Annotated in this window: 23 protein-coding genes; 14 read left to right on the top strand and 9 right to left on the bottom strand. The window is 62.2% G+C overall.

The genetic code is table 11. From position 1 onward, the window contains the following. From WKV53_RS04840 to WKV53_RS04810, 7 genes are all read left to right on the top strand, one after another. Positions 1-702: a histidine phosphatase family protein gene (locus WKV53_RS04840; protein ID WP_341403221.1), complete on the top strand. Its 702-nt coding sequence runs from the start codon at positions 1-3 to the stop codon at positions 700-702. Next, complete coding sequence (locus tag WKV53_RS04835) at positions 699-1,727, top strand: sensor histidine kinase (RefSeq protein WP_341403220.1); 1,029 nt, start codon at positions 699-701, stop codon at positions 1,725-1,727. The genes WKV53_RS04840 and WKV53_RS04835 overlap by 4 nt, the downstream gene beginning before the upstream one ends. Further along, positions 1,727-2,395 carry a response regulator gene (locus WKV53_RS04830; protein WP_341403219.1) on the top strand — a complete coding sequence of 223 codons (669 nt, stop codon included), beginning with the start codon at positions 1,727-1,729 and terminating at the stop codon, positions 2,393-2,395. The genes WKV53_RS04835 and WKV53_RS04830 overlap by 1 nt, the downstream gene beginning before the upstream one ends. Positions 2,396-2,675: 280 nt before the next feature. Next, positions 2,676-3,104 carry a ribose 5-phosphate isomerase B gene (gene rpiB / locus WKV53_RS04825; protein WP_341403218.1) on the top strand — a complete coding sequence of 143 codons (429 nt, stop codon included), beginning with the start codon at positions 2,676-2,678 and terminating at the stop codon, positions 3,102-3,104. Next, entirely contained in the window at positions 3,104-3,538 is a 435-nt protein-coding gene (locus tag WKV53_RS04820) for a YiiD C-terminal domain-containing protein (protein ID WP_341403217.1), read from the top strand. Before rpiB ends, WKV53_RS04820 begins: the two co-directional genes overlap by 1 nt. A gap of 29 nt (positions 3,539-3,567) precedes the next feature. Then, positions 3,568-4,326, top strand: a complete 759-nt coding sequence (locus WKV53_RS04815; RefSeq protein WP_341403216.1) for a DUF1444 domain-containing protein — start codon at positions 3,568-3,570, stop codon at positions 4,324-4,326. A gap of 94 nt (positions 4,327-4,420) precedes the next feature. Then, positions 4,421-5,686 (top strand): leucine-rich repeat-containing protein kinase family protein, encoded by a 1,266-nt coding sequence (locus tag WKV53_RS04810; RefSeq protein ID WP_341403215.1) that lies wholly within the window; start codon positions 4,421-4,423, stop codon positions 5,684-5,686. Between the two features lie 2 nt (positions 5,687-5,688). Here WKV53_RS04810 and WKV53_RS04805 read toward each other — a convergent pair whose 3' ends face one another. Beyond that, complete coding sequence (locus WKV53_RS04805) at positions 5,689-6,888, bottom strand: MFS transporter (RefSeq protein WP_341403214.1); 1,200 nt, start codon at positions 6,886-6,888, stop codon at positions 5,689-5,691. A gap of 65 nt (positions 6,889-6,953) precedes the next feature. Beyond that, positions 6,954-7,322: a thioredoxin gene (gene trxA / locus WKV53_RS04800; protein ID WP_341403267.1), complete on the bottom strand. Its 369-nt coding sequence runs from the start codon at positions 7,320-7,322 to the stop codon at positions 6,954-6,956. Between the two features lie 44 nt (positions 7,323-7,366). Between trxA and WKV53_RS04795 the strand changes: the two genes are divergently transcribed. The 4 genes from WKV53_RS04795 (at position 7,367) to WKV53_RS04780 (ending at position 11,783) form a co-directional block, all read left to right on the top strand. Beyond that, positions 7,367-7,975 (top strand): TetR/AcrR family transcriptional regulator, encoded by a 609-nt coding sequence (locus WKV53_RS04795; protein WP_341403213.1) that lies wholly within the window; start codon positions 7,367-7,369, stop codon positions 7,973-7,975. A 124-nt stretch (positions 7,976-8,099) separates the two neighbouring features. Next, positions 8,100-9,944 carry a translational GTPase TypA gene (typA, locus tag WKV53_RS04790; RefSeq protein WP_341403212.1) on the top strand — a complete coding sequence of 615 codons (1,845 nt, stop codon included), beginning with the start codon at positions 8,100-8,102 and terminating at the stop codon, positions 9,942-9,944. A gap of 138 nt (positions 9,945-10,082) precedes the next feature. Beyond that, a complete protein-coding gene (locus WKV53_RS04785; protein ID WP_341403211.1) occupies positions 10,083-10,739 on the top strand; it encodes a hypothetical protein in 657 nt (218 codons plus the stop codon). A gap of 57 nt (positions 10,740-10,796) precedes the next feature. Beyond that, on the top strand, positions 10,797-11,783 hold the full coding sequence (locus WKV53_RS04780; protein ID WP_341403210.1) for a metallophosphoesterase family protein: 987 nt from the start codon (positions 10,797-10,799) through the stop codon (positions 11,781-11,783). A gap of 17 nt (positions 11,784-11,800) precedes the next feature. Here the strand turns inward: WKV53_RS04780 and WKV53_RS04775 are convergent, their stop codons facing one another. After that, positions 11,801-14,143: a M60 family metallopeptidase gene (locus WKV53_RS04775; RefSeq protein WP_341403209.1), complete on the bottom strand. Its 2,343-nt coding sequence runs from the start codon at positions 14,141-14,143 to the stop codon at positions 11,801-11,803. A 351-nt stretch (positions 14,144-14,494) separates the two neighbouring features. On the opposite strand from WKV53_RS04775, the gene rlmN reads away from it, so the two are divergent. Next, a complete protein-coding gene (gene rlmN, locus WKV53_RS04770; RefSeq protein ID WP_341403208.1) occupies positions 14,495-15,580 on the top strand; it encodes a dual-specificity RNA methyltransferase RlmN in 1,086 nt (361 codons plus the stop codon). 58 nt (positions 15,581-15,638) lie between these two features. On the opposite strand, the gene WKV53_RS04765 is transcribed toward rlmN, so the two are convergent. The 5 genes from WKV53_RS04765 to WKV53_RS04745 form a co-directional block, all read right to left on the bottom strand. Next, complete coding sequence (locus WKV53_RS04765) at positions 15,639-16,232, bottom strand: hypothetical protein (RefSeq protein WP_341403207.1); 594 nt, start codon at positions 16,230-16,232, stop codon at positions 15,639-15,641. A gap of 141 nt (positions 16,233-16,373) precedes the next feature. Next, complete coding sequence (locus WKV53_RS04760) at positions 16,374-18,191, bottom strand: DNA polymerase beta superfamily protein (protein ID WP_341403206.1); 1,818 nt, start codon at positions 18,189-18,191, stop codon at positions 16,374-16,376. A 72-nt stretch (positions 18,192-18,263) separates the two neighbouring features. After that, the gene (locus WKV53_RS04755; RefSeq protein WP_341403205.1) at positions 18,264-18,788 is read right to left on the bottom strand and encodes a hypothetical protein; all 525 of its coding nucleotides are present in this window, start codon (positions 18,786-18,788) and stop codon (positions 18,264-18,266) included. A 221-nt stretch (positions 18,789-19,009) separates the two neighbouring features. Then, on the bottom strand, positions 19,010-19,810 hold the full coding sequence (locus tag WKV53_RS04750; protein WP_345789637.1) for an HAD-IIA family hydrolase: 801 nt from the start codon (positions 19,808-19,810) through the stop codon (positions 19,010-19,012). Between the two features lie 160 nt (positions 19,811-19,970). Further along, the gene (locus WKV53_RS04745; RefSeq protein ID WP_341403203.1) at positions 19,971-23,168 is read right to left on the bottom strand and encodes a PVC-type heme-binding CxxCH protein; all 3,198 of its coding nucleotides are present in this window, start codon (positions 23,166-23,168) and stop codon (positions 19,971-19,973) included. A gap of 131 nt (positions 23,169-23,299) precedes the next feature. Here WKV53_RS04745 and WKV53_RS04740 point away from each other — a divergent pair, with 131 nt between their 5' ends. Beyond that, positions 23,300-23,866 (top strand): 3-keto-disaccharide hydrolase, encoded by a 567-nt coding sequence (locus WKV53_RS04740; RefSeq protein ID WP_341403202.1) that lies wholly within the window; start codon positions 23,300-23,302, stop codon positions 23,864-23,866. Continuing rightward, positions 23,863-24,303, top strand: coding sequence for a YkgJ family cysteine cluster protein (locus tag WKV53_RS04735; protein ID WP_341403201.1), 441 nt, complete (start codon positions 23,863-23,865; stop codon positions 24,301-24,303). The genes WKV53_RS04740 and WKV53_RS04735 overlap by 4 nt, the downstream gene beginning before the upstream one ends. A gap of 194 nt (positions 24,304-24,497) precedes the next feature. On the opposite strand, the gene WKV53_RS04730 is transcribed toward WKV53_RS04735, so the two are convergent. Beyond that, positions 24,498-26,345, bottom strand: coding sequence for a M48 family metallopeptidase (locus WKV53_RS04730; RefSeq protein ID WP_341403200.1), 1,848 nt, complete (start codon positions 26,343-26,345; stop codon positions 24,498-24,500). Positions 26,346-26,467 lie beyond the last annotated feature (122 nt).

Here is a 26,467-nt window from a genome sequence, read left to right as displayed (position 1 = left end):
ATGTCCATCACCCGCATTTTCCTGATCCGCCACGGGGCCACGGTCCTCACTGCCGAGGACCGCTTCGCCGGATCGACCGACGTCGAGCTCTCCGATGAGGGCAGGACGCAAGTCCGCCGCCTTGCCGAACGCCTGAGCTTGATCCCGGTCGATGCCGTCTATGCCTCGCCGCTGGGACGCACGATGGAAACGGCGAGCATCCTCGCTGCGCCTCACGGTTCGAAAGTGGTCGCGCGCGATGGCCTGAAGGAAATCTCCCACGGTCACTGGGAGCAGCTGACCCGCAGGGAAGTCGAGCAGGCCTACCCCGAGGAAGTCACCGCATGGGACCGCGACCCCTTCACCTACGCACCACCCGGCGGCGAGACCGGCTTGGAAGTCACCGCGCGTGCCTTGCCCGCGCTGCTCGATATCGTGAAGAACCATCAGGGCAAGCCAGTGATCGTCGTGTCCCACAAGGCGACGATCCGGCTCCTGCTCAGCTCGCTGCTCGGCTTCGATCCCCGGCGCTACCGGGACAATCTCGATCAAGATCCCGCCGCGCTGAATATCGTCGATTTCAAGGACCCGGTGCGGGCACGATTGATGCTTTTCAATGACAGCTCGCACTACTCCGAATCCGGCCTCGCGATTCCGGACATCGCGGGTGCCTGTCTCTCGAAATGGTGGTCCACGGAAACAGCGGAAAGCGGCGCGCAGTGACTCTTCCCTCCAAGCCGTGGCAGGTGGTGCTGATCGGGTCCCTGGTGGTCGCGGCCATCGGGGCGGTCGATATGCGGATCGAGCCGCAGCTCGGCAGCGCGTTTTTCTACATGCTGCCGATCCTTCTGGTGACTCGTCATGCCAGCGCCCGCACCAGCATCGTGTTCTCCATCGTGGCCACGTGGGTCTCCTTGTATGCGGACCTGGTGACCTCGGGGCCTGAGGTTCCGGTGTATGTGCCTTACTGGAATGTCATGCTGCGGTTTGGGGTGCTGATGGTTCCGGTATGGCTGGTGATTTCGCTGAGAAAGCTCAATGAGACCCTAGAGGCTCGCGTTCACGACCGCACCGCGCGGCTGGAAGACGAGGTGAAGGAGCGTTTGAAACTGGAGCGCCGCATCCTCGACGCACGGGAATCCGAGCAGGCGCGCATCGGCCAGGATCTGCACGATGGCCTTTGCCAGCAGCTGGTGGCGACCGCCTTTTCCGCCGCACTGCTCCAGCGTAGCCTGGAGGACAAGGCAGCGCCCGAGGCTGTTCAGGCGGAGCGGATCGCGAAATCGATCGACGAGTCGATCGGCCAGGCGCGGGACATTGCGAAAGGCCTTCATCCGGTGCCGCTGGAGGAGGAGGGACTCGAGACGGCGCTGCGCGATCTCGCCCGCAGCACCTCGAAGCACACCGGCATCCGCTGCATCGCCGAGGTCTCTGGAAAGCCATCAAGTCTCGACAAGGCCTATGCCATTCACCTCTACCGCATTGCCCAGGAAGCGCTGAGCAACGCGGTCAAGCATGCTTCCGCCTCGATGATCATGATTCGCTTCTCAAGCAATGGCGGCGACTTCGACCTGATGGTGGAGGACGATGGCCACGGCATCGGCAACAGCAGCCGTGGCGGAGGCATGGGCCTTCATACCATGGACTACCGGGCGCGAACGATCGGTGCGGAAATGAATATCTCTTCGGGAAAAGATGGTGGCACCCTCGTTCGTTGTGTTTCATCTCCCCCGTCAACAATCGGCTGATGACTTCCACTGCAAACGACCAGGCCCGCATCGTCCTCGTGGACGATCATCCGATGGTCCGCGAGCGCCTCGCGGAAGTGATCAATCGCGAGCCCGACCTGTCCATTTGCGGCGAGGCTGAGGATCGCGCTGGCGCGCTGGAGGTGGTCGAGCGGGAGAAGCCGCGGCTCGCCATTGTCGATCTGACCCTCAAGCGCTCGAACGGCCTCGATCTGATCAAGGACCTGCGCGTGATGTATCCGGAGCTGCTGATCCTGGTGCTCTCGATGCAGGATGAAAACCTCTACGCCGAGCGGGTGATCCGCGCCGGCGCCCACGGTTACATCACCAAGCAGGAGGCCACCCGCAAGATCCTCGACGCCATCCGCCAGGTCATGGCGGGCAAGGTTTTCCTCAGCGAAGAGCTGTCCGCCGAGATCCTGTCCCGCATGCTGGGAAAGACCAAGGGAGCGGTGCGCTCGCTCGACGTTCTTTCCGATCGCGAGCTGCAGGTTTTCGGCCTGGTCGGCGAAGGTTTCGGCACCCGGCAGATCGCCGAGCAGCTGGGCCTCGATGTGAAGACGGTTGAAACCTACCGGACTCGCATCAAGGAAAAGCTGGAGCTGAAAGACGCTTCGGAGCTTCTGCGCCAGGCGATTGCGTGGCGGCGGGACCATCCCAATGAGTAGGGGGTAGGGGCTGACCCTTACAGGGTTGTCCGGGCATTTAGCCAAGTAAATCGGGCCGTGGTCGGATGGACGGCGGGCTCATGTTAAGGCATGGTTCCATCAGCACCGACACCTACCGTCTTTAACCTCTGGCCCGGGGGGGACATGTGATCTGACGGAGGTGCCGGTGCGGCCTATGTACGGATGGCGGCTTGGCAAGCCGGGGTAAGGATGCATTGTTAGGGGATCGGGAGTCGCCGCCCGTGAGGAAGCGGCACGCCCGTGTACTGCTGTCCTACCCATGAAAATCGCCATCGGATCCGACCACGCCGGCTTCACCTACAAGCGGGAAATCATCGCCCAGCTCCGCGCCAAAGACATCACCGTGATCGATGTCGGCACCGACTCGGAAGCCCCGGTCTCTTACGTTCCCTTTATCCGTGAGGTCGCCGAGGGCGTGGCGGCTGGAACCTACGACCGCGGCATCGTGCTCGGCGGCTCCGGCAATGGCGAGGCCATGGCGGCGAACCGGATCAAGGGCGTCCGCTGCGCCCTATGCTGGAGCGTGGAAACCGCCAAGCTCGGTCGTCAGCACAATGACGCCAACGTCCTTTCCCTCGGCGAGCGGGTCATCGACCTGCGCACCGCCATCGCCATCGTCGATGCTTTCCTGACCACCGACTTCGAAGGCGGTCGCCATGTGGAGCGCATCCGCGAACTCGACGAGTGATGAGCCCCGCGGAGATCGAGGCCTTCCTGCACGAGAAGATCCCGCTCGCCCAAGCCATGGGCGTGCGGGTCGAGTCGTCGGAAGGGGAGGCCTTCATCCTCACCGCACCGCTGGAGCCGAATCACAACCACCTCGGCACCGCGTTCGGCGGAAGCCTCGCCGCGCTTGCAACGCTCACTGGCTATGCCTGCCTCTGGCACGCGCTTGATGATCGCGATGCCCACGTGGTGATCCGTCGCAGCGAACTCGACTACCGGTACCCGGTGCGGAGCACGCTGCGGGCGATCTGCAAAAGGCCGGTGGAAGCCAAGCTTTCGGCCTTCCGCTCGACTTTCTCGAAGGCTGGCAAGGCGCGCATCACTCTGGAGGTAACCATCGAGCAAGAGGGCCAGGTCTGCCTCGGATTCCGCGGCGTCTTTGTAGCGATCCGATGAATGAGTTGAGATAGACGCCACTGACCATCATGGATGTTCGAACGCTATTTGAGGGTGAGCTGACCCGAAGAGGGCTGCGCTTCTCCGTGGATGCTGAATCCAATGGCTACGTGATTGACGCTGCCGAAGGTCGCTGCCTCGTCCATTTGGACAATTTGGAGCGGGGTGTGGCGAGTGACGGGGATGCAGGCAGAGTCCCTCGCTTTGTGGATACAATTTTAAGCTCATTGGAGGCTTCCGATGATTCGATTTCCGCCGATGGGCTCTACTGGTGTCTGGAGCCAAACGATTACGAAGAGCCCGCTGAGATTCGATTTCCGATCAGTGACTGCGTGGACCGGGTTCTCGTGCATTTGTCGCCTGACGGTAGTCAGATCACTTGGGTATCCGGAGAAATGCTGGAAACGTTGAGCATGGACCAATTCCTTGCCGCGAATCGTGCTTTCGAGAATCTTAGCCGCGCCTTGGAAGAAGCGACCATCGAATGCAATGAGATCGATGGCGTTCACCTTGGATTCCTGAGCACTTCGCTGCCTTTCAAGGCGGCACTCCTGCTCGCCCCGAATCTTCGCGAGGTAGTCGGCGCCAAGCTGGGCTGGCCGCTTCTCGCGGTCGTTCCTGACCGTGATTTCATCTACTTGTGGGATGCCCGGCACTCGGACTTCGTCGGGAAGGTGGGTAAAGTGGTGGTCCGCGAATACAATCAGGCACCTTATCCCATCTCGACTGAAGTTTATCGGGTTTCTGACGAGGGAATCCGGGCTATTGGCGCGTTTCCCACCGCTTGATCGGACAGTCACGGCCGCTTTCGACTTCCTGCTTGCTGATGGTTGAATCGTGGGGAGGAATGCGTCCGCCCAACTGTGGGTATTCCGAGTCAAGATGTCGGCCGATACGCTCACTCTTCTTCGTTCCGGCAAGCTCACCGGTGCCACCCGGCTCGACCTCTGCTGCGGGCTCACGGAGTTCCCGCGCGAGATCTTCGACCTCGCCGATTCGCTGGAGATCCTGAATCTCTCCGGCAACCGGCTTTCTGACCTTCCCGCTGACCTACCTCGGCTGAAGAAACTGCGGATCCTCTTCTGCTCGGAGAACGACTTCGATCACGTGCCGCCGGTCATCGCGGAGTGCGCGGAATTGTCGATGATCGCCTTCAAGTCGAACCGCGTCGGGCGTGTGGAGGCGCTGCCACCATCCCTGCGCTGGCTGATCCTCACGGACAATCGCATCGACCGGCTGCCCGCTTCCGTCGGGAACTGCCTGCCGCTCCAGAAGCTAATGCTGGCGGGCAACCGGCTGGAAAACCTTCCGGAGGAAATGGCGGCCTGCACCAACCTCGAACTGGTCCGGCTCGCCTCGAACCGCTTCCGCTCGTTGCCGGAGTGGCTGCTCAAACTTCCTCGATTGGCGTGGCTGGCGTTTTCGGGGAATCCCTTTTGCCGTGAAGAGTCCGGCGCGGAGGCTGTGATCGATTGGACGGATTTGCAGCTACACGAAAAGCTCGGCGAAGGTGCTTCGGGCGTCATTCACCAAGCATCGCTGATTTCGGAAAGAAGACCGGTGGCGGTGAAAATTTTCAAAGGAGCGATGACCAGCGACGGTCTTCCCGCCAGTGAAATGGCCGCTTGCCTCGCGGCGGGGAGGCATCCCCATGTGATACCGATCCTGGGAAAGATCGCCGGCCATCCGGAGCAGGCGCAGGGACTGGTAATGGAATTGATCGGATCGGAATTCTCAAGCCTCGCCGGGCCTCCGAGTTTCGAGAGCTGCACCCGTGATGTCTATCCACCGGGAACTGTCATCCCGTTGGCCGCCGTCCTGCGCATCGCGCGTGGCATCGCCTCCGTGGCGGCAGCCTTGCACGCGAAAGGGATCATGCACGGCGACCTTTACGCGCACAACATGCTGAGGAATACGGCGGGCGATTGCCTGCTGGGGGATTTCGGCGCGGCGTCATTCTACTCGGGCCTCGCCGGACTGGAGAACATCGAGATCCGCTCGTTCGGCTGCCTTCTGGAAGAATTGTTAGATCGCTGCGATTCGGAATCCGTCGCGATGAGGGGATTGCAGGAACGCTGCCTCTCGGCAGAACCTACCCTACGTCCGTCGTTTTCTGAAGTGCTTCGTAGGCTGGACGCGCTGGCGTAGGGTCACTCTGCTTCGGGGCAGGGATCCCCAACAGAGGACGACCGCGCCGTCATCAGCACGAAGGCGGCGGCGATCGAAAGCCCGATGACTCCTGCCGCAGCCCAGCCGACATGCTGGAGTCCGAAGCCATCGATCACACGTCCTCCGACGATCGCACCCAGGCCGATGCCCATGTTCGCGCCCGAGATATTCAGGGACGCCCCGAGCGCCGCGTTGGCGGAAGCGGACTTCATCACGCGGACGTGGGAGACGGTGAAAAGCGCAGCCTGCGCGATACCCCAGATCGCGAGGACGATGGCGAGCACGCCATAGGAATGAACCACCGGGACCACCGCGATCATGGCGATGGCGATCGGCGCGCAGAAAATCACGGAAGCTCCGAGCGGGCTGCGGTCAACCAGACGCCCGCCGAGCCAGTTGCCAATCATGCCGACACCGCCGAAGCCCATCAGAATCCATCCGACCGTTGCGCCATCGAAGCCACCGAGGCGCTCGAGGATATCGGCGAGGTAGGTGTAGGCCGTGAACATCCCGGCAAACACGAGCAGGGAGAGAAGGACGTGACCGGCAATGACCGGGTCGCGTAGGATGCCCATTTGCGAGGCGACCGAGGCGGACTCCCTTTTTCCCTGAATCACGGGAAGGAAGAAAAACAGCAGGGCCGCCTTGAGCAGGGCTAGCCCCGCCAAGGAGCCAAAGGCGACGCGCCAGCCGAAGGCATCGCCGATCAAGGTGCCGATGGGAATGCCGAAGATCGTGGCGGCGACGATGCCGAAGGAGACCATCGAGATCGCTTTGCCCGCGCGCTCGGGACCGGTGATGGCCACCGCGGTTTCGCTGGCGAGCGCCCAGAAGACCGGAAGCATCACCGCGGGGATGAACCGGGCGAAGGCCATCAGGCCGAAGTTCGGCGCGGTCGCCGCGAGGAGGTTCGACAAGGCGAACAGCAGCAACGTGGTGACGAAAAGCCGCTTCCTCTCGAAGCGTGAAAACGAAGCCGTGAGCGGCGGACCGACCACGGCCACAGTGAAAGCGAACAAGGTCACCAGCAATCCCGCGCTGGACACGCTGACGCCGAGGTCGCGCGCCATCGCCGGTAGCAGGCCGACGATCACGAACTCGGTGGTCAGCACCGTGAACCCGGCGGCGGAAAGGAGAACAATGGGCAGGATCGAACGTCCGCCTCGGGATGAATCCGTCATGATGGATAATGAAAGGAGCGTGGCACCCGACCCTTGCGGGGAGGGACCACGCTCCGGAGAAGCAATCAGGCGGCCAGCGCGGCCAGAAGGACGGCCTTGTCCTGCACGCCGCGGAAGACATTCACGGGTTCGCCGTTCTTGAAGACGATCAGGGTGGGGATCGCCTTGATGCCGAAACGCCGGGCGAGTTCGGGGGCGGCATCCACGTCGACTTTCGCGACGAGGGCTTTGCCATCCTGCTCGGCTGCGATCGATTCGACCACCGGGCCGATCATTTTACACGGGCCGCACCATTCGGCCCAGAAGTCTACAAGCACGGGCTGGTCGGTGCCGGCTAGCGCGGCATCGAAGGTGTCATTGTTGAGTTCGATGGTTTTCATGGTTCTGTTCCTCTGCTGATCGAGGGTGTTCTGTAACGAACGGTATAGATGTATCCGCTGGACAAACCGGGGTCAAGCGGCATTTTTTACCGGCAGGTATGAAACCCGGTGAAACCCCTCCGGCAATTGGCCGCCCGCGAGCCTTCGACGCCGATGTGGCGCTCGACCGGGCGCTGCGCGTCTTTTGGGAGAAGGGCTACGAGGGGGCCTCGATGGCTGACCTGACGGAGGCGATGGGAATCAACCGCCCCAGCCTCTATGCGGCCTTTGGGAACAAGGAAGCGCTGTTCCGCAAGGCACTCATTCGCTACTGCGAAGGCCCGGCATCCTACGTGGCACTGGCGCTGGAAGCCCCGACGGCGCGAGAGGCCGCCGAGAAACTGCTGGCGGGGGCGGTGAACGTTTTGAGCGATCCGGAGAACCCCTGCGGATGCCTCTCCATCCAGAGCGCGCTCGTCTGCGGCGACGAAGCGACGCCGGTGAAGCAGGAACTCGTGACCGTGCGTTGCGAAACCTTGCGATCGATTGAAGACCGGTTTGCGAGGGCGAAAGCGGAGGGGGAATTCGGTGCCGACGTGGACACGAAACGGCTGGCCCGCTACCTTTCGACAGTGATTCAGGGGTTGGCGGTGCAGGCCGCCAGCCGCGCGACCGGGGGCGAGCTGAAGGGCGTCGCCGAGCAGGCGATGAAGGCCTGGCCGACCTGAATTCGGGCATTACGCGATGATTTCCAGCGCTCGGTGGCAGGAACGCCACGTGCTTACCCCTTGCCAAGCGGGGGAAAAGCGTCCATAGCCCCGCCCCGCCCGCCGCCTGGGCACCCGCGCCGCCATGTCACTCAAGATCCGCAATCTCGCCATTATCGCCCACGTTGACCACGGGAAGACCACCCTCGTTGACCAGCTCCTTCAAGCCGGCGGTACCTATCGCGACAACCAGGCGCAGCAGGAGCGCGCAATGGACTCGATGGACCTGGAAAAGGAAAAGGGCATTACCATCAAGGCCAAGAACACTTCCATTCACTGGGAAGGTTACACCATCAATATCGTCGATACCCCAGGCCACGCCGACTTCGGTGCCGAGGTGGAGCGCGTGATGAAGATGGTCGATGGCGTTCTTCTCGTCGTTGATGCTTCCGGCGGCCCGCAGGCCCAGACCCGCTTCGTGCTCCGCAAGGCGATGCAGGAAGGCCTTAAGCCGATCGTCGTCGTCAACAAGATCGACCGTCCGCTGGCCACCCCGCTCAAGGTTCACGATCAGGTCCTCGAACTCCTTCTCGACCTCGATGCCGATGACGAGCAGTTCAATGCTCCCTTCAGCTACGGCTCCGCCCGTGACGGCTACTTCATGGATCACCCGGATGATGAGCGGAAGGACTGCGTGCCGCTCCTCAAGAAGATCATCGAGCACATCCCGGCGCCGAAGGCCGATCCGGAAGCTCCTTTCCTCATGCTCGTCTCGAACATCGAGTGGGACGACTACGTCGGCCGCGTCGCTGTCGGCAAGGTCCTCGGTGGCAGCGTCAAGAAAGGTGACACCGTCTGGCTGCTCCGCGAAGATGGCACCAAGCAGCAGTCGAAGGTGATGAAGACCTTCAGCTACTCTGGTCTCGCCACCACCGACTCGGAAGGCTGTGGCGCCGGCGGCATCGTCGGCATCGCCGCGGGCATTGAGAACGTGAACATCGGCGAAACCATCGCCGGCTCGGCGGACCAGCAACCGCTGCCCTTCGTCGCGATCGACCCGCCGACCGTGTCGATGCAGTTCTCCATCAATGACGGCCCGCTCGCCGGCAAGGAAGGCAAGCACGTCACCTCGCGCGCCATCCGCGACCGCCTGATGCGCGAGCTGAAGACGAACATTTCCATCACCGTGGAAGACACCGATACCTCCGGCGTCTTCAACGTTTCCGCCCGTGGCGCGATGCAGATCGCGGTGCTGGTCGAGCAGATGCGCCGCGAAGGCTTCGAAGTCCTCGTCTCCCGCCCGGTCGTGATCTTCCGCAAGGATGACCACGGCAAGATCCTCGAGCCCTTCGAGACCCTCTACGTCGAGGCCCCCGGCGACTACACCCAGGGCATCCTCAAGATCCTCATGAACCGCAAGGGCATGATGGAGCACATGGACACCGAGGCCAGCGGCCGCGTCTTCATCCAGGCGAGCATCCCGACCCGTGGCCTCATCGGCTTCGAAACCGAGCTGGTCAACCTGACCTCCGGCCACGGCATCATGAGCCACCTTTTCAAGGAATACGGCCCGCACGCCGGCGAAATCCAGAACCGCACGACCGGCACGCTGGTCTCGATGGATTCCGGTGCCGCCACGCCCTACTCGCTACAGATGCTCGAGGAGCGCGGCGTCCTCTTCGTCGCTCCCGGTGATGCCGTCTACGAAGGCATGCTGGTCGGTGAAAACCCGCGCGTCGGCGACCTGCCGGTGAACCCGGTGAAGGAGAAGCACCTCGATAACATGCGCTCCTCCGGCAAGGACAAGACCTCCAAGCTCACCCCGGCCATCCGCTTCTCGCTCGAGCGCGCGATCGAATACATCGACGCCGACGAACTCGTCGAAGCCACCCCGCAAAATATCCGTCTTCGCAAGCGTATCCTTGATGCCAACGCCCGCAAGCGGGCGTCCAAGGGCCTCAACTACGAGGATCGCAGCAACCGCGGTTGAGGAGCAACAAGCTTCCCTCCTCCTAGCCTTCCCTGCACGGGCCGTCTCTTTCCAAGGAGCCGGCCCGTTGTCGTATTCATGCGAATCTCAAAGTGGTTTCGCCGCAGCTTCATGCAAGGATGACACTTGCAATCGGCTATGAAAGGAACGCTCTTCAACGTCTTCGGAATCGCTATCGTGATTGGTTTGTTGATGCTCCTTTCAGCGCCTGTTATCCCCAAACCCCCTGGGCGGAAGGCGGGGGATCGTCGGGAAGCCATCAACAATGCAAAGCAGATCTTCCTCGCCTTGTTGGATCATCAGGAGCGCTACGGCTCGTTCCCGAACGAGGAGACAATGAAGAAGGTCGCCGCGGAAAAAGGCATCGCCCCATTTTCGCTGACGACTTCGAATGACTATTTCCGCCTGCTGCTCGCCGGGGGAGCCGCTTCCGAAAAGATTGGCTATTGCCGCTATCCCGCCCTGCCTACCCACCGTCCGGACAATGTGATTTCACCTTTGGAGCAGGCGTTCGCGAAGGGGGAGGTTGGCTTCGCCTACGTTGCCAATCTCCCGGCGGATGCTCCTGCCGACACGCCGCTGCTGGTGGCACCGTTGATTCCCGGGACCCTCCAATTTGATCAGAAGCCGTTTGATGGACACGCGGTCATTGTCTTCATGGATGGCAGCGCGAAAAGCATGACTATTCGACAGGACAACGGCTTGGTGATGATCAATGCCGCTAAAACCCTCTTCGATCTCTCCGCCCCGTGTTGGAAAGGCAAGGCACCGGAGCTGAAGTATCCTGCCCGGTGAGTCGGTGGCGATTTCGCCCCCAGAGACGACGAAAATGTCGGCAAGGAAGAGACGTCCATGAACGTTCGATGCTTCATGGTCACCCGCCGCAAACTTCTCAAGAACTCGGTCCTTGCCGCCTCAGCCTTTGCCCTTCCGCTTGAGGCCGCTGGTGCGGGAGCGAAAAAGATCCGCATCGGCCTCATCACGGACATCCACAAGGACCTCGTTCCCGATGCCGACGAGCGACTCCGCTCCTTCATCGATCTCATGAACAAGGAGTCGGTCGATGCGATCATGCAGCTCGGCGACTTCTGCACGCCCAAGCCCGCGAACCAAGGCTTCCTCGACATCTTCAATGGCTTCCGCGGTCCTCGCTATCATGTGCTGGGAAACCACGACACCGACGGCGGCTTCAGGCGTGAGCAAACGATGGCCTTCTGGGGGATGAAGCAGCGCTACGATTCCTTCGACCTCGGCGGCTATCACTTCATCGTGCTCGATGCGAACGACCGGCCGAAGGATTGGAAGGGCGGCTATCCGAGGTCCATCGCCGCGGATCAACTCGAGTGGCTTCACAAGGACCTCGAAAACACTCGCCTGAATACCTTCGTGTTTTTGCACCAGAGCCTCGAACGCCCGGACTGCATCACGAATCAAGAGGAGGTCCGTACCATCCTGGAAGCTGCCAAGACCCAAGACGGCAAGCGCAAGGTCGCGGGCTGCTTCAATGGCCACTGGCACATCGACCACAGCCGCGTGATCAATGGCATCCCTTACACCCACATCAACTCGGCATCCTACTACTATATGGGAGGTGTTAGAAACGATTCGGTGGACCCCGAGCTCGCCAAGAAATTCCCCATTCTCACCATGAGCGCCAACTACGATGGTCCGCTCTACACCGTGCTGGAGATCGATCCCGCTGGCGGGACCTTCACGATCCGCGGCATGGAATCGAAGTGGCGCGGGAAGTCCCCGCAGGAGATCGCTCCGGACCGAAAGAAGGAGGAGGACGCATGGGCTCGCCCGACGATCAGTGCCGGGCAGTGGACCGTGAGCTGATCAATCATCCAGCGTCGTTACGGCTTCCAGACCGGGTACTTGGACAGTTTCTTCTTCGTGGCAGGCGACACCTTGTAGCGTACGCTTTCGAAATACTCGCTCACGTCCCTCTGCACCGTCTCGCCGAAGCGGAGAGTCCATTGGTCCTGGCGCTCTTCGTTCGAGAGATTGATGGCACTGCTGTCCTTGCGAGCGTCAGTCCAGTAGCCGGTCAGCGTGCGCGTGATGCTTTCGTAGCCGAACTCGTCGATCAGCGGCAGGAACAGCGAAAGATTGATCCAAGCGTCCTCTTCTCCGGCCTGGCGCTTTTTCAGCAGCCCCTTGGCATCCGATAGCGCGTCGTGGCCAGCGATCGGATCCCGTTTCGGAATCGTTGCCTTCAGCGTGGCCAGCGTGAAGAGATTCACCGTCGACTCCGTGAAGCCACTCGGCGTGATGCAGACCGGCTGGTGATTGTGGCCGATCTCGTGATAGAGCCCCCAGCTTCCCTCGGTCTGGAGCTTCTTCAAATCGAGCACCTCCTTCACCTCCGGGACATGGACCATGATCGGATAGCCGGAGTGCATGAAGCCCGCGCTGATCTGGCGGTCGAAGCTCACGCGCATCGGGATGTAGCGGTAGCCGGGATAGCCGGCGAACTTCCACTGCGCATCCATCACCTGATCCCAAAACGCAGCAAGCTCCGCGGGATTGCGAACCTCGGCGGCGCTATCACGCGGCACGGACGTGTGAAGCATGCCGAGCTCGAGCTCCGCCCACGGCGCGGGCTTCTTGAGCTCATCGTGCCATGCGGAGGGCGTCATGCCGGCGCGCCACCATGCCATCTCCACGCCACCGGCGATGGATAGCGCCTTCACTTCGGGAGAAGGCATTTTATCGAACGGCCGGATGGTCCAGCCGTGGGCAGGCACTTGGAAGGCACCGCCATTGTTGCCGAAGGGCACATCGATGTAGATCGCGCCACCGAAGGGATTGCCGGCCGTCACGCGCGCATCGTCGAGTGCGATCTCTCGTGAGATCATGGGAAAGCGGCTGAGGTTGTTCTCTTCCTCACCGCTCGTCTTGAGAATATTGTCCGTGTCCGCGCCGATGCGGAGCTTGAGGCCTAGCTTCCGCAGCGGGGCAGGTACGGCCACCGTGATCGCTCCGCCCGGAGGCGCATAGAGTCCGGTCGCCTGCCAGCGCGGCATGTTCAGGTCAATCGATACCTGCTTCTCCACCCGCGGTGCATTCGCCGGCACCGCGCCGGGAAACTCCGCCGCGCCCGGGTGCGCTAGCAGCGCTTCCGGTGGCAGTGCCAGATAGGCCTTCACGCGGGCGAGGATCTGCTCTGCCTCCGAACCGGTGGGCACCTTCACCTTGGCCTTCGCGGAGGGATTGAACCCATGCGCCCAGCGGACCAGCTCGCGGACGTCCTTGAAGTCAGCCAGGTCCACGGACTTCTTCACGTCCGGCAAGCTGTCGGGGTCAGCCGCTTGCGCGACGGCTGCCGGCGCATCGGCCAAGGGAACCTTCCCTTGGCGGAGGGCATGAACCATGCGGCCGAGCGTGAGGGCATTGTCGATCGTCCCGCTATCCTCGGCCTCGGTGAAATGCTGCAGCAGCTTGCCCAGCTCCGGCGAGCGGGCGATGGCGGAGAGCTTGTCCGCTCCCGCCGCTTCGCCGGCCTTCTCCGGCGACAGGAGCTTCACGTAGGTTTCCGTCAGATCGGTAGCCTTGTTCGCGGAACGGGAACGAATGGAGATCCGCGTCACCGCCGGAAGCCGCGCACCAGCAGCTTCTTCGACCCGTGCCCACAAGTCACCCAGCAGGCCGAGCAACAGCTCCGGGTGATCCTTCGCGAGATCAGCGGCACGGGTCTTGCCGTTCGACTTGGCAAAGAGTCCGCGTAGGAGAAGGCGGGCTTCGTCCTCCACCTTGTCAGGCGCGGCCGAAATTCGTTCGAGGGTCGTCTGGAAAGCGCGGGCGATTTCCGGGGAGGCACTCTCCAGCGTCGCTGCGGTTTCCGGTGGGGCAGGTGTGGCTTCCGCCGGTGCGGCTGGCGCGGCCGGTGGCAAAGGAGCCGGATCGGCGGCGATAGGAGAAGGTGCAGCGGGTTCCGTGGCGGCTGCGACCGGAGCAGTGGGCTGGGTCTTGGCAGCCACTTTGGTTTCGGCAGGAGCAGCGGTCTCCTCTTTCGCAGCCGGTGCCTTGGCGGCCTTTTCGAGGCTCTTCAGGGTCTCCTTGCTGGTCGTGTCCGCGCCAAACACCCGGCTCCTCACGCCCGGAGAAAAAGCGACCACACCGCCGCCAAAGACCACCAGCGCTGCCGCCACTCCACCCCAGGACGGCCCGCTCTTTTTGCCAGAGCTGACGATCATCCGCGGTGCGGGTGTTGGCACTGCCACTGCCTGCGGAACGGCCGCCGCGGGAGGAGATTCGATGACCCGGATTTCCCCGGTTTCCTCGATCAAACTTTTCGTGCCGCAACCCTCGCACCTCGCCTTCGCGGGAAACTGAGCGGGCTCGAGTTCGTACACGCGGGCACAGGCGGGGCACTGGAATTTCATCGGCACGGTGGAGTAATAACGAATGAATTGGCCTAAAGTAGCATATTTTGTGAAGATAAATGACGATGTGTGGTGATTTTTGGATGCGCGAGCACCCGGTCGCATGCCTTTCTGCGCCTAATCGGATTGGACGCGACGCCTCCCGCCAAGCATGCTCCCGCCGTGCTCCCTGCGCTCACTGGTTACGATCCCGCCGCCCTGGAGGCCTACTTGGCCGCCGAAGGCCAGCCTGCGTTCCGCGCCGGGCAGATTCTCGATTGGATCTGGAAAAAAAAGGCTCCCTCGGTGGATGCCATGAGCAATCTCCCCGCCGCCTTGCGGGAGAAACTCGGCTCAGGCTTCCGACTCCACTCGCTGGATCACACGCACACCCAGGGCAGCGCGGACACCACCCGCAAGTTCCTCTTCAAGCTCCACGACGGCCGCTACGTTGAAAGCGTGTTGATCCCGGCAAACCCCGCTCTTTACGGCGAGAAGTCGGACCGCCGGACGCTGTGCGTCTCCTCACAGGTCGGCTGCGCCTATGGCTGTAAGTTCTGCGCCTCCGGCCTCGCTGGCTTCTCGCGCAATCTGGAGCCCTCGGAAATCGCCGGCCAAGTGCTCATGGCAGAACTCCTCTCCGGTGAACGCGTCGACAATCTCGTCTTCATGGGCATGGGTGAGCCGCTCGCGAATCTCGATAACCTGCTCGCCGCCATCACGACCATCACCTCGCCGTGGGGCCTGTATCTCGGCGCACGGCACCTTACGATTTCTACCTCCGGCCTCGTCCCGCAGATCCGCCAGCTCGCTGAGCACCCGCAGCAGATCCGTCTCGCGATCTCCCTGCACGGTGCGACCGATGACGTCCGCGGCCAGATCATGCCGGTGAACAAGAAGTGGGGCACCGCCGAACTCTTCGATGCGCTCGACTACTGGAACTCCCGCAAGAAGCAGCACCTCACGCTGGAGTACATCCTCATCGAGGGCGTCAACGACGACCTCGAACAGGCGCGCATCCTCGCCACTCACGCGCGCCGCCTGAAGGCGAAGGTGAACCTAATCCCCTACAACACCGTCGAAGGCCTCGATTGGAAGCGGCCGTCCGAGCATCAGTGCCGCGCCTTCCGCGACATCCTGAAAAACGCCGGCGTCTCCGCCACCCTGCGCTTGGAAAAAGGCCACGACATCGACGCCGCCTGCGGCCAGCTCCGCCTCAAGCAAGAGACGGAAGAGGGGATCATCGAGGCTCCGATGAAGCGCAAATAAGGAGCGTGGACATTCTGTCCACGCCGTGTCGACAGGATGTCGACACTCCTTAATTCACTTACGCCGCCGTCACTCCCTCCACCAATCTCCGGCACGCCGCGATCCGCGGATTCCGCTTTGCTTCCAGCTCGTAGTAGGCCTGTAGCAAGCTTTCCTCCAGGCCCACCCGTCGTCTCACCTCGCGCAGCGGGTAGTCCATCAGCGGCGTGAAATCGACCCGGTCCAGCGGCTGGCAATCGGAGATCGCCGCGAGATGCACCGCATCGTGAAACACCCGGTGCGCCGTGGGTGGAAAACGATAGGCTTTCGGATAAAAGCGGCTCGCGACCTGCCCGAAGAACTCGGTGGCCGAAGTGCGCATCCGCTTCGTCGAGCCCATCGTGAAGCCGATGATGAACGCCTCGTCCATCAACGTGGTCCCGCGACCCAGCAGCAGGTGGATGTAGTCGTGCTGCTCCAGCGTAACCCGCCCGCGAAAGAGCGACAGCGGCGGCACATCGAAGGCGGGGTTCTCCATGATCCTCACGATCCACGGCACGTCCCCTTGGGGATTGCCGATGGCCATGAGCCGTTCCATGCCCTCTCGCAAGGTGACGTGTCCCTCGCGGAGCGGAAGAAAGAAGGTCTTCAGTCCCGGATGGTAGCCTGGCATGGGAGACTATCCCATTTTCGGGAGAGCAAAGCAAGATGGCAGTCCGAGTCTTGCCTGCTCTTCCCGGTCCCAACGGGGACCACTCATAAAAGCCCGGCACGAAGTGCCGGGGAAATACCATGCGCGATCGGCTGCAGACTCTCAGGCTTGGAAACTTTCCCGGATCTCCACCAGCAATCCATTCACTACATCCCGATCCGGCTGTTCCGGCAGGGGACTTCTCTCAAAGGCAGCCTGCACTTCGACAAGCTGCTCTTCCGCCTTAGCCACAAGATCCTCGTAAGCAAATTCACCCGTGCGCACCCGCAGCAGATACTCCCGGTTCGGCCTGCGCACTCGCAGCGCGCCCTCCGTCGCGATCTCCCCCGCCATGTCGAGCAGCCGCAGCGTGTGCATCAGGTTCTTGGAATCATACCCGCGGCCATGGCTGGCATTGGTCGCATAGCGCTCCTCATTGCGCTGGCCGACCCATTCCCAATACTCGCGATGAGCCTTGCAGTGGGCTTGGAAGGCATCGCGGTTGAAGTGCATCCACGCCAAGGGGATGGCCTCTTTCGGCACGCTGCTGAAGATGAGCGTGTCGGGATCCTTGGGTGAAACGATCCCGCGCTCCTCGCCACGAGGGTCATGGTAGATCGCGAACATTCCGGCCGCGTGCTGCACCGCAGTGAGCCCGCATTCGCGCGGGGAGATGCCGCGCGCGGCGAGCCAATCAAGCACTGGCGTGCTGCCTTGGCCTTCCGGCACATGGCAAAACTCCAGCATCGCCCGCCGCTGTTCCGGCTCGGGATTCACGATCTTCTTGTTCAGTCCGCGCGCCTTGCGGATCTGGCCCATGGCGTATTCGCCGAAAGTCTTGGCGCAGAGTTTCGAGAGGAAGATCTCCGGCTTCAATCGCTCGAATAGCGCATGCCGGTGGCGGATGCAGTCGTCCGGCATCGCCAGCAGTTCGAGCGCATTCGGATTGTTCTTCAACAGCAGCGCCACAAAGTGACCCAGCTCGTAATAGACTTGGTCGTTGCGCTCATCCGCGACCTGCTCGATCTCATCGAGTCCAAATAAGAACGAGCGCGGCACCGCGAAAACACCTCGGCGGTCTTCGTCCGAGCCAGCGATGGCGGTGCCATAGGCATGGCTCCCGGCGACCGTATCGAGCAGCAGCACATTATGCTGGCGGACGCGATCGAGAGTGAAGTCCACGGGCTTGAGCACCTGCGATGGCCTGCGAATCTCGGTACGCAGCAAGGCATCGAGCGGCTCAGCATTGACCGTGAGCGCCGGGATCTCGATTTGTTCCGCCAGCGAGGCGGCGAGGAATTCGTCGAGCACCGGCAGGCGTGCCATGCGCTCGCTCTCTGCCGTGCGTGCCTTGTGCTCCAGCAGGCCGGGAATTAGCGCCCGGATCTCTTCCGGTGCACTTGGAACCAGTTCGGCGAAAGCCACCGGTGGGATGCCGTTTCCATCGGCAATCCACCGGGCGCAGAGGATGGAGCGCAGGGCGTAGAGGTAGTCCTTCGCGCGGACCTGCTCGCCTTCCAGCTTTCCGAATAGCATCTGCTTCGCCAGTCCATGATAGTGGTCGCGGGAGGCGCGGGGCGAAAATACGGCGCGCGCCGTACTTTGCCAGCGCTCCCGGAAGCCCGGCTCGCAGCGATAGACCACGGGCGAGTGAAGCCATTCCACCAGCGCGCCATTCGACTTTCCTAACAGCCGCGCTGCCTTGCGCGCGTCCCAGCCGCCGGCATCCAGTTCGCCTTCCAGCGGAAGGTCGATGGATTCATTGCCATCCAGCACGGACAGGTAGGTCTTCTCCGCCCGCACGAAGATGAAGCGGATGTCATAATCGCTGTCCGGCGACGCGAAGCCCCAGGCACGGCTGCCGGATTCGCAGGCGTAGGGAATCGTCACGCCATGCTGGCGTTCGATACGGTCGAGCAATGCTTGGATTTCGGCTTCCATGCCGCCGCGATGACGCCCGAAGCGCGCCACTGCTGGAAGGGAAAAGGACAAGTCCGCCGAATGAAAACCGCCTCACCCTCCACTCGAAAGCTCGGGAGAACCGGAGCAGTCCAAGGGCAGCGGCCCCGCTGGCATTGAGGCCATTCGTTCGGTAGCTCGGCGGAATCTCCGCCATCTCCACGCCACCACCGCCGCCCACGGAAGCAGATAGAGCGAAAGGAGGAACCAGTGGGGAAGAGTCAGGAAGTCGCTCGACATGCGTTCGGTATTGTAGCGGACACCGATCCATCCCGGGCGCAGTTCGTCATGTCGGAACCGGGGGATCCTTGCGTTTTCCGCGGGCATCGGAAGCCAGGATGGGCTGGGATCGGCTCGTGGGGTACGTGTTCGGGTCACGCCCGTTGGCAGCAACTTGTCGTACAACGAATCCTGAATCTGGAGATAGCCGAATTGCTGCGAGACGGAGACGAAGCGCTGACCCTTCGCCGCGATCAGAGTGGAGTCGTATTTTCCCGAATCCACCCAAGCCCAAAGCAGAAACACCAGTCCCGGCATGCCAAACCAGAAGGCGCGCGAACGGAACAGGTGGAATCTCATTCGCTTCTCCTACCTTGGAGCCAAGAAGTTGGTCCACCCGGAATGCAAAAAGGCGGCAGCCCTTTCAGCCACCGCCTCTTGTCGTCCTTCAGCGAATGACCCCGGCGGGCGCGGGAAGAAACCCAAGAATCCCGCACCCGCCGTGGTGCACCGTGATGGAGGTTAGTTAAACCCAAGAAACCTTCCTCCATCACGGACCATCCGCTAACCAGGAAGAGCTTTCACGGTGCCAACGCTGGCTCCAATTTTCCGAAAATGTATGAGTCCGGGATCATGCCGATGTGGTCGACGATCAAATCCGGCTCATAGGCGAACTTCTTCAAATCCTTCCGGCAGGTGCCGCCGCTGAGCACCAGCACGCTGCGGTAGCCCATCTGCACCGCACCGAGGATATCGGTCTCCATCGTGTCGCCCACCATGATCACCTCGTCGGTGCGCAGGCCCATTTCCTTGCGCGCGGCACGCATCATCACCGGGCTCGGCTTGCCCACGGAGAAGGCTTCCACACCGGTGGCACGCTCGATCATCGCGACAATCGCGCCACAGCCGGGACGGGTGCCTTGATCTGTCGGACAATTCGGATCGGGATTCGTCGCAATCAAGCGTGCACCCTTCTCCACCAGTCGCACGCCACGCTCGATCATCTCGAAGGTCATGGTGCGGCCTTCGCCGACCACCACGAAATCGGGATCATCATCCACGACGGTGAGGCCATTGCGATGCAGCGCGGCAGCAAGGCCGTGTTCACCAATCACATAGGCGGTGCCATTCGGCTTCTGGGATGCCAGGAAGCGCGCTGTCGCCATCGCACAGGTGAAGACCTCGTTCTCGCTCGCCTCGATGCCGAGGCGATGGAGTTTCAGCGCGACGTCACGGCGTGCGCGTTGCGAGTTGTTCGTGAGAAAGCGGAACGGAATCCCATGATTCCGCAGGCGGTTAATGAAGTCGGAGGCGCCGGGAATCAGCCGGGAACCCCGGTAGATCACGCCATCCATGTCGAGTAGGAAGCCAACGGTTGCCATGCCGTTGAACCAGCGGCTGCCATGCCACCACGTGCCCTCCTCCGGCGAAGCGACTGAGGCATCCTCATGCGGATACCCCATCCGGGTGACGCTGCTGAATGTTTGGCCGAATTAGACATTCAGGCCTGCGAAATCGGTCAGGAGCTGTGTGTCGAGGCCGTCACGGATGTTGCTTCAGCAGTTCCTCAGGCGTGTAGAAGTCGACCTTTGCCTTCGTGGCTTCGCGGACTTTGGCGACGGTCTTTGGCTTCACCGCGGGCGCTTGGTTACCGAAGCTATTGCGGACGTAGGTCAGCACGCCGGCGAGTTCCTTGTCATTGAGCATCGGTCCGAAGCCCATCATCGGTGGCACACCGTTGGCAGGCTCGAACTGCGTGCCCTTCACGGTGATGGGACCGTAAAGGCCTTTCAGCGTGAGCTTGATCAGGCGCTCTTCATTGCCGGTGACCCATTCACTGCCGGCGAGTGGTGGATAGATCTTCTCCTGGCCTTTGCCGTCGGGCTGGTGGCAGGTGAAGCAGTGGGCATCGCGGCCGAAGACTTCCTTGCCGATGCGCCATAGCTCCAGTTCATCGGCGGGCAACTTCGGCTCGGGAGTTGCGGCGGCAGTGGTTTCCTCGGCTTCGAGCTTCAGCTTGCCGGAAAGGAAGTCGGCGGCGCGCGGGTTGTTGGACAGATCCAGTTTGCCGTCCTTCTTCAGCACTTCGATGTCATCGGCCAAGGTGAGGAAGGCGGTCTTCACTGCTTCCGGCATCCACTTGTCGATCGGCTGCTTCAGCACTTCGAGCGCAACGCGTGCGCCATCCGCATTATCCATCCACGAAGCCGCGGCGAGCGCTTCAAGGCGGACGAGTGAATCGGGATCTACAGCGGCCTTTAGAAGAATGTCCGTATGATCAGGGATCTTGCGCCAAGCATGACGCACGACTTCAACAGCAGCCGCACGGGCTTCATGAGCCTTTGCAGAAAGGCACAGGCCGAGGATGTCGCGATCGACGCGGTTCTGCGCCCAGGTCGCCCACAGCGCTTCGCAGAGATGGTGCTCATAGCGCGGGTCGGCCTTGTCGAGCGTGCCGATCCACGCCTTCGCTGCGGCCACGACGGTGTCCGCAGGATGGCTGCGAAGTTCCCGGCGCGCGCGATAGCGGGTGCGATACTCGGGCTCCTTGAGAAGGTTGAAGAGGCTGGCCACGGAAGCGCCGGCAATGTTCGCCGGCTTCACCAGCGGGCGCGACTTGCAGGTAATGCGATAGATGCGGCCGTGCTCGTGGTCGCGATTCGGGTCACGCGCCGAGTGCTGCATGTGACCGATCAGCGCATTGTGCCAGTCGACGACATACAGCGAACCATCCGGTGCGAACTCAAGATCGGCTGGGCGGAAATTCGGATCGGATGACGTCACCAGATCACCGAGATGCTTGCCGGAGAAGCCCCCGCGATCTTCCCACACCTGGTGGATGCTGGTGCCGAGGAAGCCGATCGAGTTATTCGTCATGAAGCCGCCTTGCAGCTCATCCGGAAAATTGCGGGACGAGATGAACTCCGCACCTGCCGTCGGACGCGCACGCTTCGGTGCGAACTCCCCGATCTTGCCGGTCTCGTAGCTGAAAGGTGCTTTGATTGAGATCGGCAGCGCCCAGTAATTGTTGCCGCCCGAGGCATCGGCGATGAAGCACTGCTGCCAATCATCGAAAGCGATGCCCCATGGGTTGTTGAAGTAGGTCTGCACGTAGCGCTCCAGTCGCCACGTCTTCGGATCGAAGCGCCAAATGCCGCCTCCCGTGCAACGCTGCGGGCCATAGGGAGTCTCGACCTGTGAGTGAAGGAACACGCCTTCACCCATATAAAGAGCGCCCGCAGAGTCCGAGCAGAAGGCGTGGATCGCGTGGTGGGTATCGTGGGAATCGAAGCCGTGCAGCAGGTACTCGCGCTTGTCTGCCTTGTCGTCGCCATTGGTATCACGCAGCAGCACCAGATTCGGCTCCTGCGAAACATAGACCCCTTCCGGCGCGAGCTCGATCCCGATGGGAAGATGCAGTCCATCGGCGAAGACCGTCTGCTTGTCCGCACGGCCATCGCCATCGGTGTCTTCGAGGATGAGGATCTTGTCATTCGGCAGCGGGTCGCCCGGCCGGTAGTGCGGGTAGCTCGGCATCGTGCAGATCCACAAGCGACCCTTGTTGTCGAAGGTCATCTGCATCGGATTCGCGAGATCCGGGAAATCCTCTTCAGAAGCAAAGAGGCCGATCTCGAAGCCATCCATCATCTTGAACTTCTCCAGCGCCTGCTTCTCGCGCAGGTACTGGATCGGCTGGTTGAAGTTGGTCTTCACTTCATCCAGCGGTCGCGTCTTCGCGTCTTCCGCCTTGAGGTCGAAGGCCTGGCCCTTCACCGCGGCCCACACAGCGCGGTCGCGGTTCGCGGTCATCTGGCGGATCTTCTCGATCTCCTGCGGGTAGTTGAATTCTCCATACGGCTCGAAGCGACGGCCATAGGCGTGGACGCCATTGAGCATGCGGTGATCATTCTGCCAGAACCATGACTTCTCCTTCACCAGCCGGAGCAGCTCGCTGACGCTGCCTTCGACCACGATTTCCTTGGCATCATAGAGAGAGCTGGCGAGCAGATTGCCCACTTCATCGTCGCCGGCTTCGTTCAGGGAAAATCCATTGATGGTGAGTGGCTGCTTGGCCTCTGCGAATGTCTTCTTGGTCGGCGTGAAGAGATCGATGAACCCGACCTGCTGTTCCTTGGCGACCTGCTCCATCACCTTGGTGTAGCGCTCCAGGTTGGCGTTCTCCTGGGTGCCATCTGGAAGATCGAAGAACTTGGTCAGGTTCTCGAAGGCGATCGGCGAAATGAGCACCAGCTTCGGCGCAGCGGTACCATTGTACTTCTGGGTGAGCGTGTGGGTCACGAAGGCGCTCAGCTCGCGGCGATATTTTTCCACACCGTCCGGACCATCGAAGGACTCATTGAAGCCGAAGAAGGCGAGGATGGTGTCCGCCTTGCAAATCGTCAGCCACTCGTCATCGGACGGATAGTGGCCCTCGCCCTTGTGCTGGTTCAGTTCGGGCCGCAGGGTTTCACCGCCGGGAAAGGCCCATGGCGTGTTGCGGCCGGCGCGGGGGCGATAGGCCGGGGTGTCGCCGGGATAGCACATGTTGCGGACCACCAGGTGATGATCCGGAAAGCGCATGTGCAGCTGCGTTTCGAAGTTCCCGTAGTACTGCATGCGCTCGCCGAGGCCATTGCCGATCAGGACGATGTGCTCGTCCTTGAGCGGCTCCTTGAAAAGCGGCGACGCGGTCAGTGAAGAGACGAGGGCGGCGACGATGGCGAGGACTCTGGCTTTCATGAAGGGTGCGGTGGCGGGCAGTAGTAGACGGTAAGCGTCGGGAATCTGTCTTTTCCTCCGGAAATGTCTGCTTGGTTTTGTTTGGCAAGCGGGCGCTTGCCCGCAAGCGCCATCGTGAGCAAACTGGAAACATGAAAATCATCGCGAAAGTGCTCGCCAGCTGCCTGCTCCTCATTGGAGTGGCCTGCGGGGCCGAGTGGCAGGAGCTTTTCAACGGCCGCGATCTCGATGGCTGGGAGCCGCAGACGAAGGTCGACTGGCAGGTGAAGGAGGGCGCCATCGTCGCCACCAAGGGTGCCCAAGGCCTTCTCACCACCAAGGGCACTTACCTGGACTACGAGCTGGAAATCGAATTCCGCGCCCCGGAGGGCACCAACAGCGGCGTCTTTCTCGCCACGCCGAAAACCGTCACCGACCCGGCCAGCGAATGCTACGAGCTGAACATCGCGCCGGCCTCGAATCCTTATCCGACCGGCAGCCTGGTGGGCCGCGCCCGCCACGATGGCGGCGAGGCACCGGAGTGGCGGAAATTCCGAGTGAAAGTAGAGAGCGGCCGGATCGAAGTCTGGCTGAATGACAAGCAGATCATCGACTACAAGGACCGCAAGCCGCTCGGCAGCGGCCACATCGGCCTGCAATTCAACCAGGGCCGGGTCGAGTTCCGCGGGATTCGGATTCGCAAGCTGGGCCTGCCGTGACCCCCGACCCGCGAGTCATCGCCACCGAGGTCCGGGCCATCTATCGCGAGTGGGAGCAGCGGCCGCTCGAGCGCGCCTGCACCGGTCGCGGCGATTGCTGCCGGTTCCGCCACACCGGCCGCACGCCTTTCCTGACGAAGGGCGAGGCGCTGGTCGCCGCCATGGCGTGGCGGGCTGCCGGACGCACCGAAGTCCCGGAGACGGCCGACGGAGCCTGTCCCTTCCTGAAGAACAACCGCTGCCAGATCTACGAGGGCAGGCCTTTTGGCTGCCGCACGCACTTCTGTGATGCCGCGGGCGGGCCCGCCTCGCGCAAGGAAGTGCGCGACCTGATCCAGCGGCTGGAAGACATCGACCACCGGCTTGGTGGAAACGGCGGGGTCAACCTGCCCGGCGCGGTTGCGGCGGCCATGGGCTCGCTCTCCAAGCGCCGGTAGGAGGCATCCGGGCAAAAAATTGCCGCCGGGGTCCCACCCCCGGCGGCTAAAATCGTCATCGGTCAGGCCGAGGCCCTTCGTCTGACAATATGCTGTTCACCCTTACATGAAAACTCACGCAAAGCGCGGTCTTCATAGGGTCAGACCCTTCAGATCGGAGGACGTTCAAAAGTTCTGAAACTTTTTTTCGCTCCTCACTTCCGGCGGTAGAGCTCGCTGTCCGGAACGGCCCGGCGCAGGGTCCGCAGCACACCCTTCGTGCCATCATCCACCACGAAGATCGCCACGTAGGCCTCCCCGGCCCAGAGGTGCATGAGCTGCGTCTCCAAGGCCCGGCGGGCGATGGTGGAGAGGCCGGGTTCCAGCTCGATCCCGATGACCACCAAGGGCCAGCGGGGAAAATACAGGACCTCCTTGGAGGCCATCCACGCCCTCGCCACGGCAGGTTCGCGCGTCAGAAGATCGCGGAGCGCCTGATGGTCGCCTTCGCAGAGATCGTGGGGGAAAAAGCTATCGGACGCCGATAGACGGCTGCGTTCGACCAAGGCGGCTCGCAGCTCGATATCGTGCTGGTGCGCGCGCTCCTTCACCAGCGCGGCTTCTTTTTCCCGGCCATGGCTCGTTAGGGCTTGTGCCAAGGCCTCAAAGGCGCGGCCCGCGATGGTGGGGTCGGAGGTCGCCCGTTCCAGGAATTCGCAGGCTTCCGGGTCGCATTTTTCCGCCAGGTGACTGCCTCGCAGGTAGAGGGCGCCCGAGTGGGCCGGCTGGCGATCAAGGAGTGCCATCACCTCCGGCTGGACCTTTTCCAAGCCGTCAAGACGGACGAGCGCGGCGATCCTTTCCCACGCCTTGCGGGTGCCGGCCGTCTGCTCCAAGTCCTGCTGGCGGGCCCTCCGGGTGAAGCCTTCACCGGCCTCCTCCACCCATCTCCGGCTGAAATGCTGGCGGGCCTGATCGAGGAGTCCGGGAGTGAGCAGCAGATCCGCGGACGACATGCCTTTGGCAAGAGCGGACGGGAGCGTGTCCCCGGAATCCGTTGGCAAGTCGAGAGCCGCCAGCCGGATCGCCAGTCCGGGATGGCTGGCAGTCGATCCCGCCCGGATAGCCGTTGCCTCGGCAAGCCAAGCGGCCGCCTGCCCGGGTTCCACGGGTCGCCGGATCACTGCTGTCAGCCGGTCCATCACGTCTCCGGGCAGCTCGCCACCCTCCGTCACCAGTCGATCCAGAGGCTCCCAGAATTCACGCTCGGCCCGCTTGCCGAGGATCGCCAGGCGGCGCAGGCCCGAGGCCAGCGCTTGCGGCGACACCGCTTGGGCGGCGAATTGGTCGGCCGCCAGTTCGTTGAATCGCGACAGCACGATGACCCGGGAACTGAAATGCGGCCAAAACCATTCGAAGAACTCCCCGACCAACGGAAAGCGGCCATTTCGGGAAAATCGTTCCATCACCCGCTCCCACGTTTCGCGGGTCCGGTGCAGCCACGTGCAGGTCTTCCCGTCGGCGCGGGTGAGATGGCTGATCTCGTGGGCCAGCACCGCCTTCAGCTCGTCGAGCGGCAGCGCCTCCATCAGTGGCAGGCCGATCACCAGATAGGCGCGATACCAGCCAAACACGCCCAGCCGCGGCGTTTGCACCACGGAAGCATTCATCTCGGGATCCAGCAGGACCCGGTGGAAGCGCATCCCACCGGCGAGATCGCCGATTTCAGCCAGCACCCGGTGGAGTTCGGGGTGGTCCTTTTCTTCAAGCGCCAGGCCCTCTGGTGGCTCGAAGCGCACCCGCAGGCAGCCGAGGACGAAGACCGCCAGCCCGAGCCCTGCCAGCGCAACCATCCCTGCGACGAGAGTCCCCGCCAGACTTTGGTAGAAAGCCGCAAGCGCCACGCCCGTCAGCAAGAGCACCAGTCCGGCAATCACCGGGGCCGCAAGCGCGGCATAGCCAAGAGCCACCCAGCCGACCGTATGCCTCAACAAGCCCTCCGGCCGACCGCTCCACGCGGTCTCCAGCCGGTTGACCAGGGCTTGAGAGCTATCTTGGGACATCGGGAGGGGAAAACCGCGAGGCCGCGATTAATCTAACGGACATGACGTAACAACCCAAAAAGATAGCTTGGTCCGCTAATCTATCATTCATGAATGCATTTTCATGAAATTCGGATTCATCA

The sequence above is a fragment of the Luteolibacter sp. Y139 genome (genome assembly GCF_038066715.1).
Taxonomy (GTDB): Bacteria; Verrucomicrobiota; Verrucomicrobiia; order Verrucomicrobiales; family Akkermansiaceae; genus Haloferula; species Haloferula soli.
Note: the sequence above shows the minus strand (reverse complement) of the source record. Positions and strands in the feature narration are given on the sequence as shown.

What these genes read in the sequence shown, in the direction of transcription:
- WKV53_RS04840 (WP_341403221.1), top strand. Translation starts at nt 1, where the DNA reads ATGTCCATCACCCGCATTTTCCTGATCCGCCACGGGGCCACGGTCCTC.
- WKV53_RS04830 (WP_341403219.1), top strand. Translation starts at nt 1,727, where the DNA reads ATGACTTCCACTGCAAACGACCAGGCCCGCATCGTCCTCGTGGACGAT.
- rpiB (WP_341403218.1), top strand. Translation starts at nt 2,676, where the DNA reads ATGAAAATCGCCATCGGATCCGACCACGCCGGCTTCACCTACAAGCGG.
- WKV53_RS04820 (WP_341403217.1), top strand. Translation starts at nt 3,104, where the DNA reads ATGAGCCCCGCGGAGATCGAGGCCTTCCTGCACGAGAAGATCCCGCTC.
- WKV53_RS04815 (WP_341403216.1), top strand. Translation starts at nt 3,568, where the DNA reads ATGGATGTTCGAACGCTATTTGAGGGTGAGCTGACCCGAAGAGGGCTG.
- WKV53_RS04810 (WP_341403215.1), top strand. Translation starts at nt 4,421, where the DNA reads ATGTCGGCCGATACGCTCACTCTTCTTCGTTCCGGCAAGCTCACCGGT.
- WKV53_RS04805 (WP_341403214.1), bottom strand. Translation starts at nt 6,888, where the DNA reads ATGACGGATTCATCCCGAGGCGGACGTTCGATCCTGCCCATTGTTCTC.
- WKV53_RS04795 (WP_341403213.1), top strand. Translation starts at nt 7,367, where the DNA reads ATGAAACCCGGTGAAACCCCTCCGGCAATTGGCCGCCCGCGAGCCTTC.
- typA (WP_341403212.1), top strand. Translation starts at nt 8,100, where the DNA reads ATGTCACTCAAGATCCGCAATCTCGCCATTATCGCCCACGTTGACCAC.
- WKV53_RS04785 (WP_341403211.1), top strand. Translation starts at nt 10,083, where the DNA reads ATGAAAGGAACGCTCTTCAACGTCTTCGGAATCGCTATCGTGATTGGT.
- WKV53_RS04780 (WP_341403210.1), top strand. Translation starts at nt 10,797, where the DNA reads ATGAACGTTCGATGCTTCATGGTCACCCGCCGCAAACTTCTCAAGAAC.
- WKV53_RS04775 (WP_341403209.1), bottom strand. Translation starts at nt 14,143, where the DNA reads ATGATCGTCAGCTCTGGCAAAAAGAGCGGGCCGTCCTGGGGTGGAGTG.
- WKV53_RS04765 (WP_341403207.1), bottom strand. Translation starts at nt 16,232, where the DNA reads ATGCCAGGCTACCATCCGGGACTGAAGACCTTCTTTCTTCCGCTCCGC.
- WKV53_RS04760 (WP_341403206.1), bottom strand. Translation starts at nt 18,191, where the DNA reads ATGGAAGCCGAAATCCAAGCATTGCTCGACCGTATCGAACGCCAGCAT.
- WKV53_RS04755 (WP_341403205.1), bottom strand. Translation starts at nt 18,788, where the DNA reads ATGAGATTCCACCTGTTCCGTTCGCGCGCCTTCTGGTTTGGCATGCCG.
- WKV53_RS04750 (WP_345789637.1), bottom strand. Translation starts at nt 19,810, where the DNA reads ATGGCAACCGTTGGCTTCCTACTCGACATGGATGGCGTGATCTACCGG.
- WKV53_RS04745 (WP_341403203.1), bottom strand. Translation starts at nt 23,168, where the DNA reads ATGAAAGCCAGAGTCCTCGCCATCGTCGCCGCCCTCGTCTCTTCACTG.
- WKV53_RS04740 (WP_341403202.1), top strand. Translation starts at nt 23,300, where the DNA reads ATGAAAATCATCGCGAAAGTGCTCGCCAGCTGCCTGCTCCTCATTGGA.
- WKV53_RS04730 (WP_341403200.1), bottom strand. Translation starts at nt 26,345, where the DNA reads ATGTCCCAAGATAGCTCTCAAGCCCTGGTCAACCGGCTGGAGACCGCG.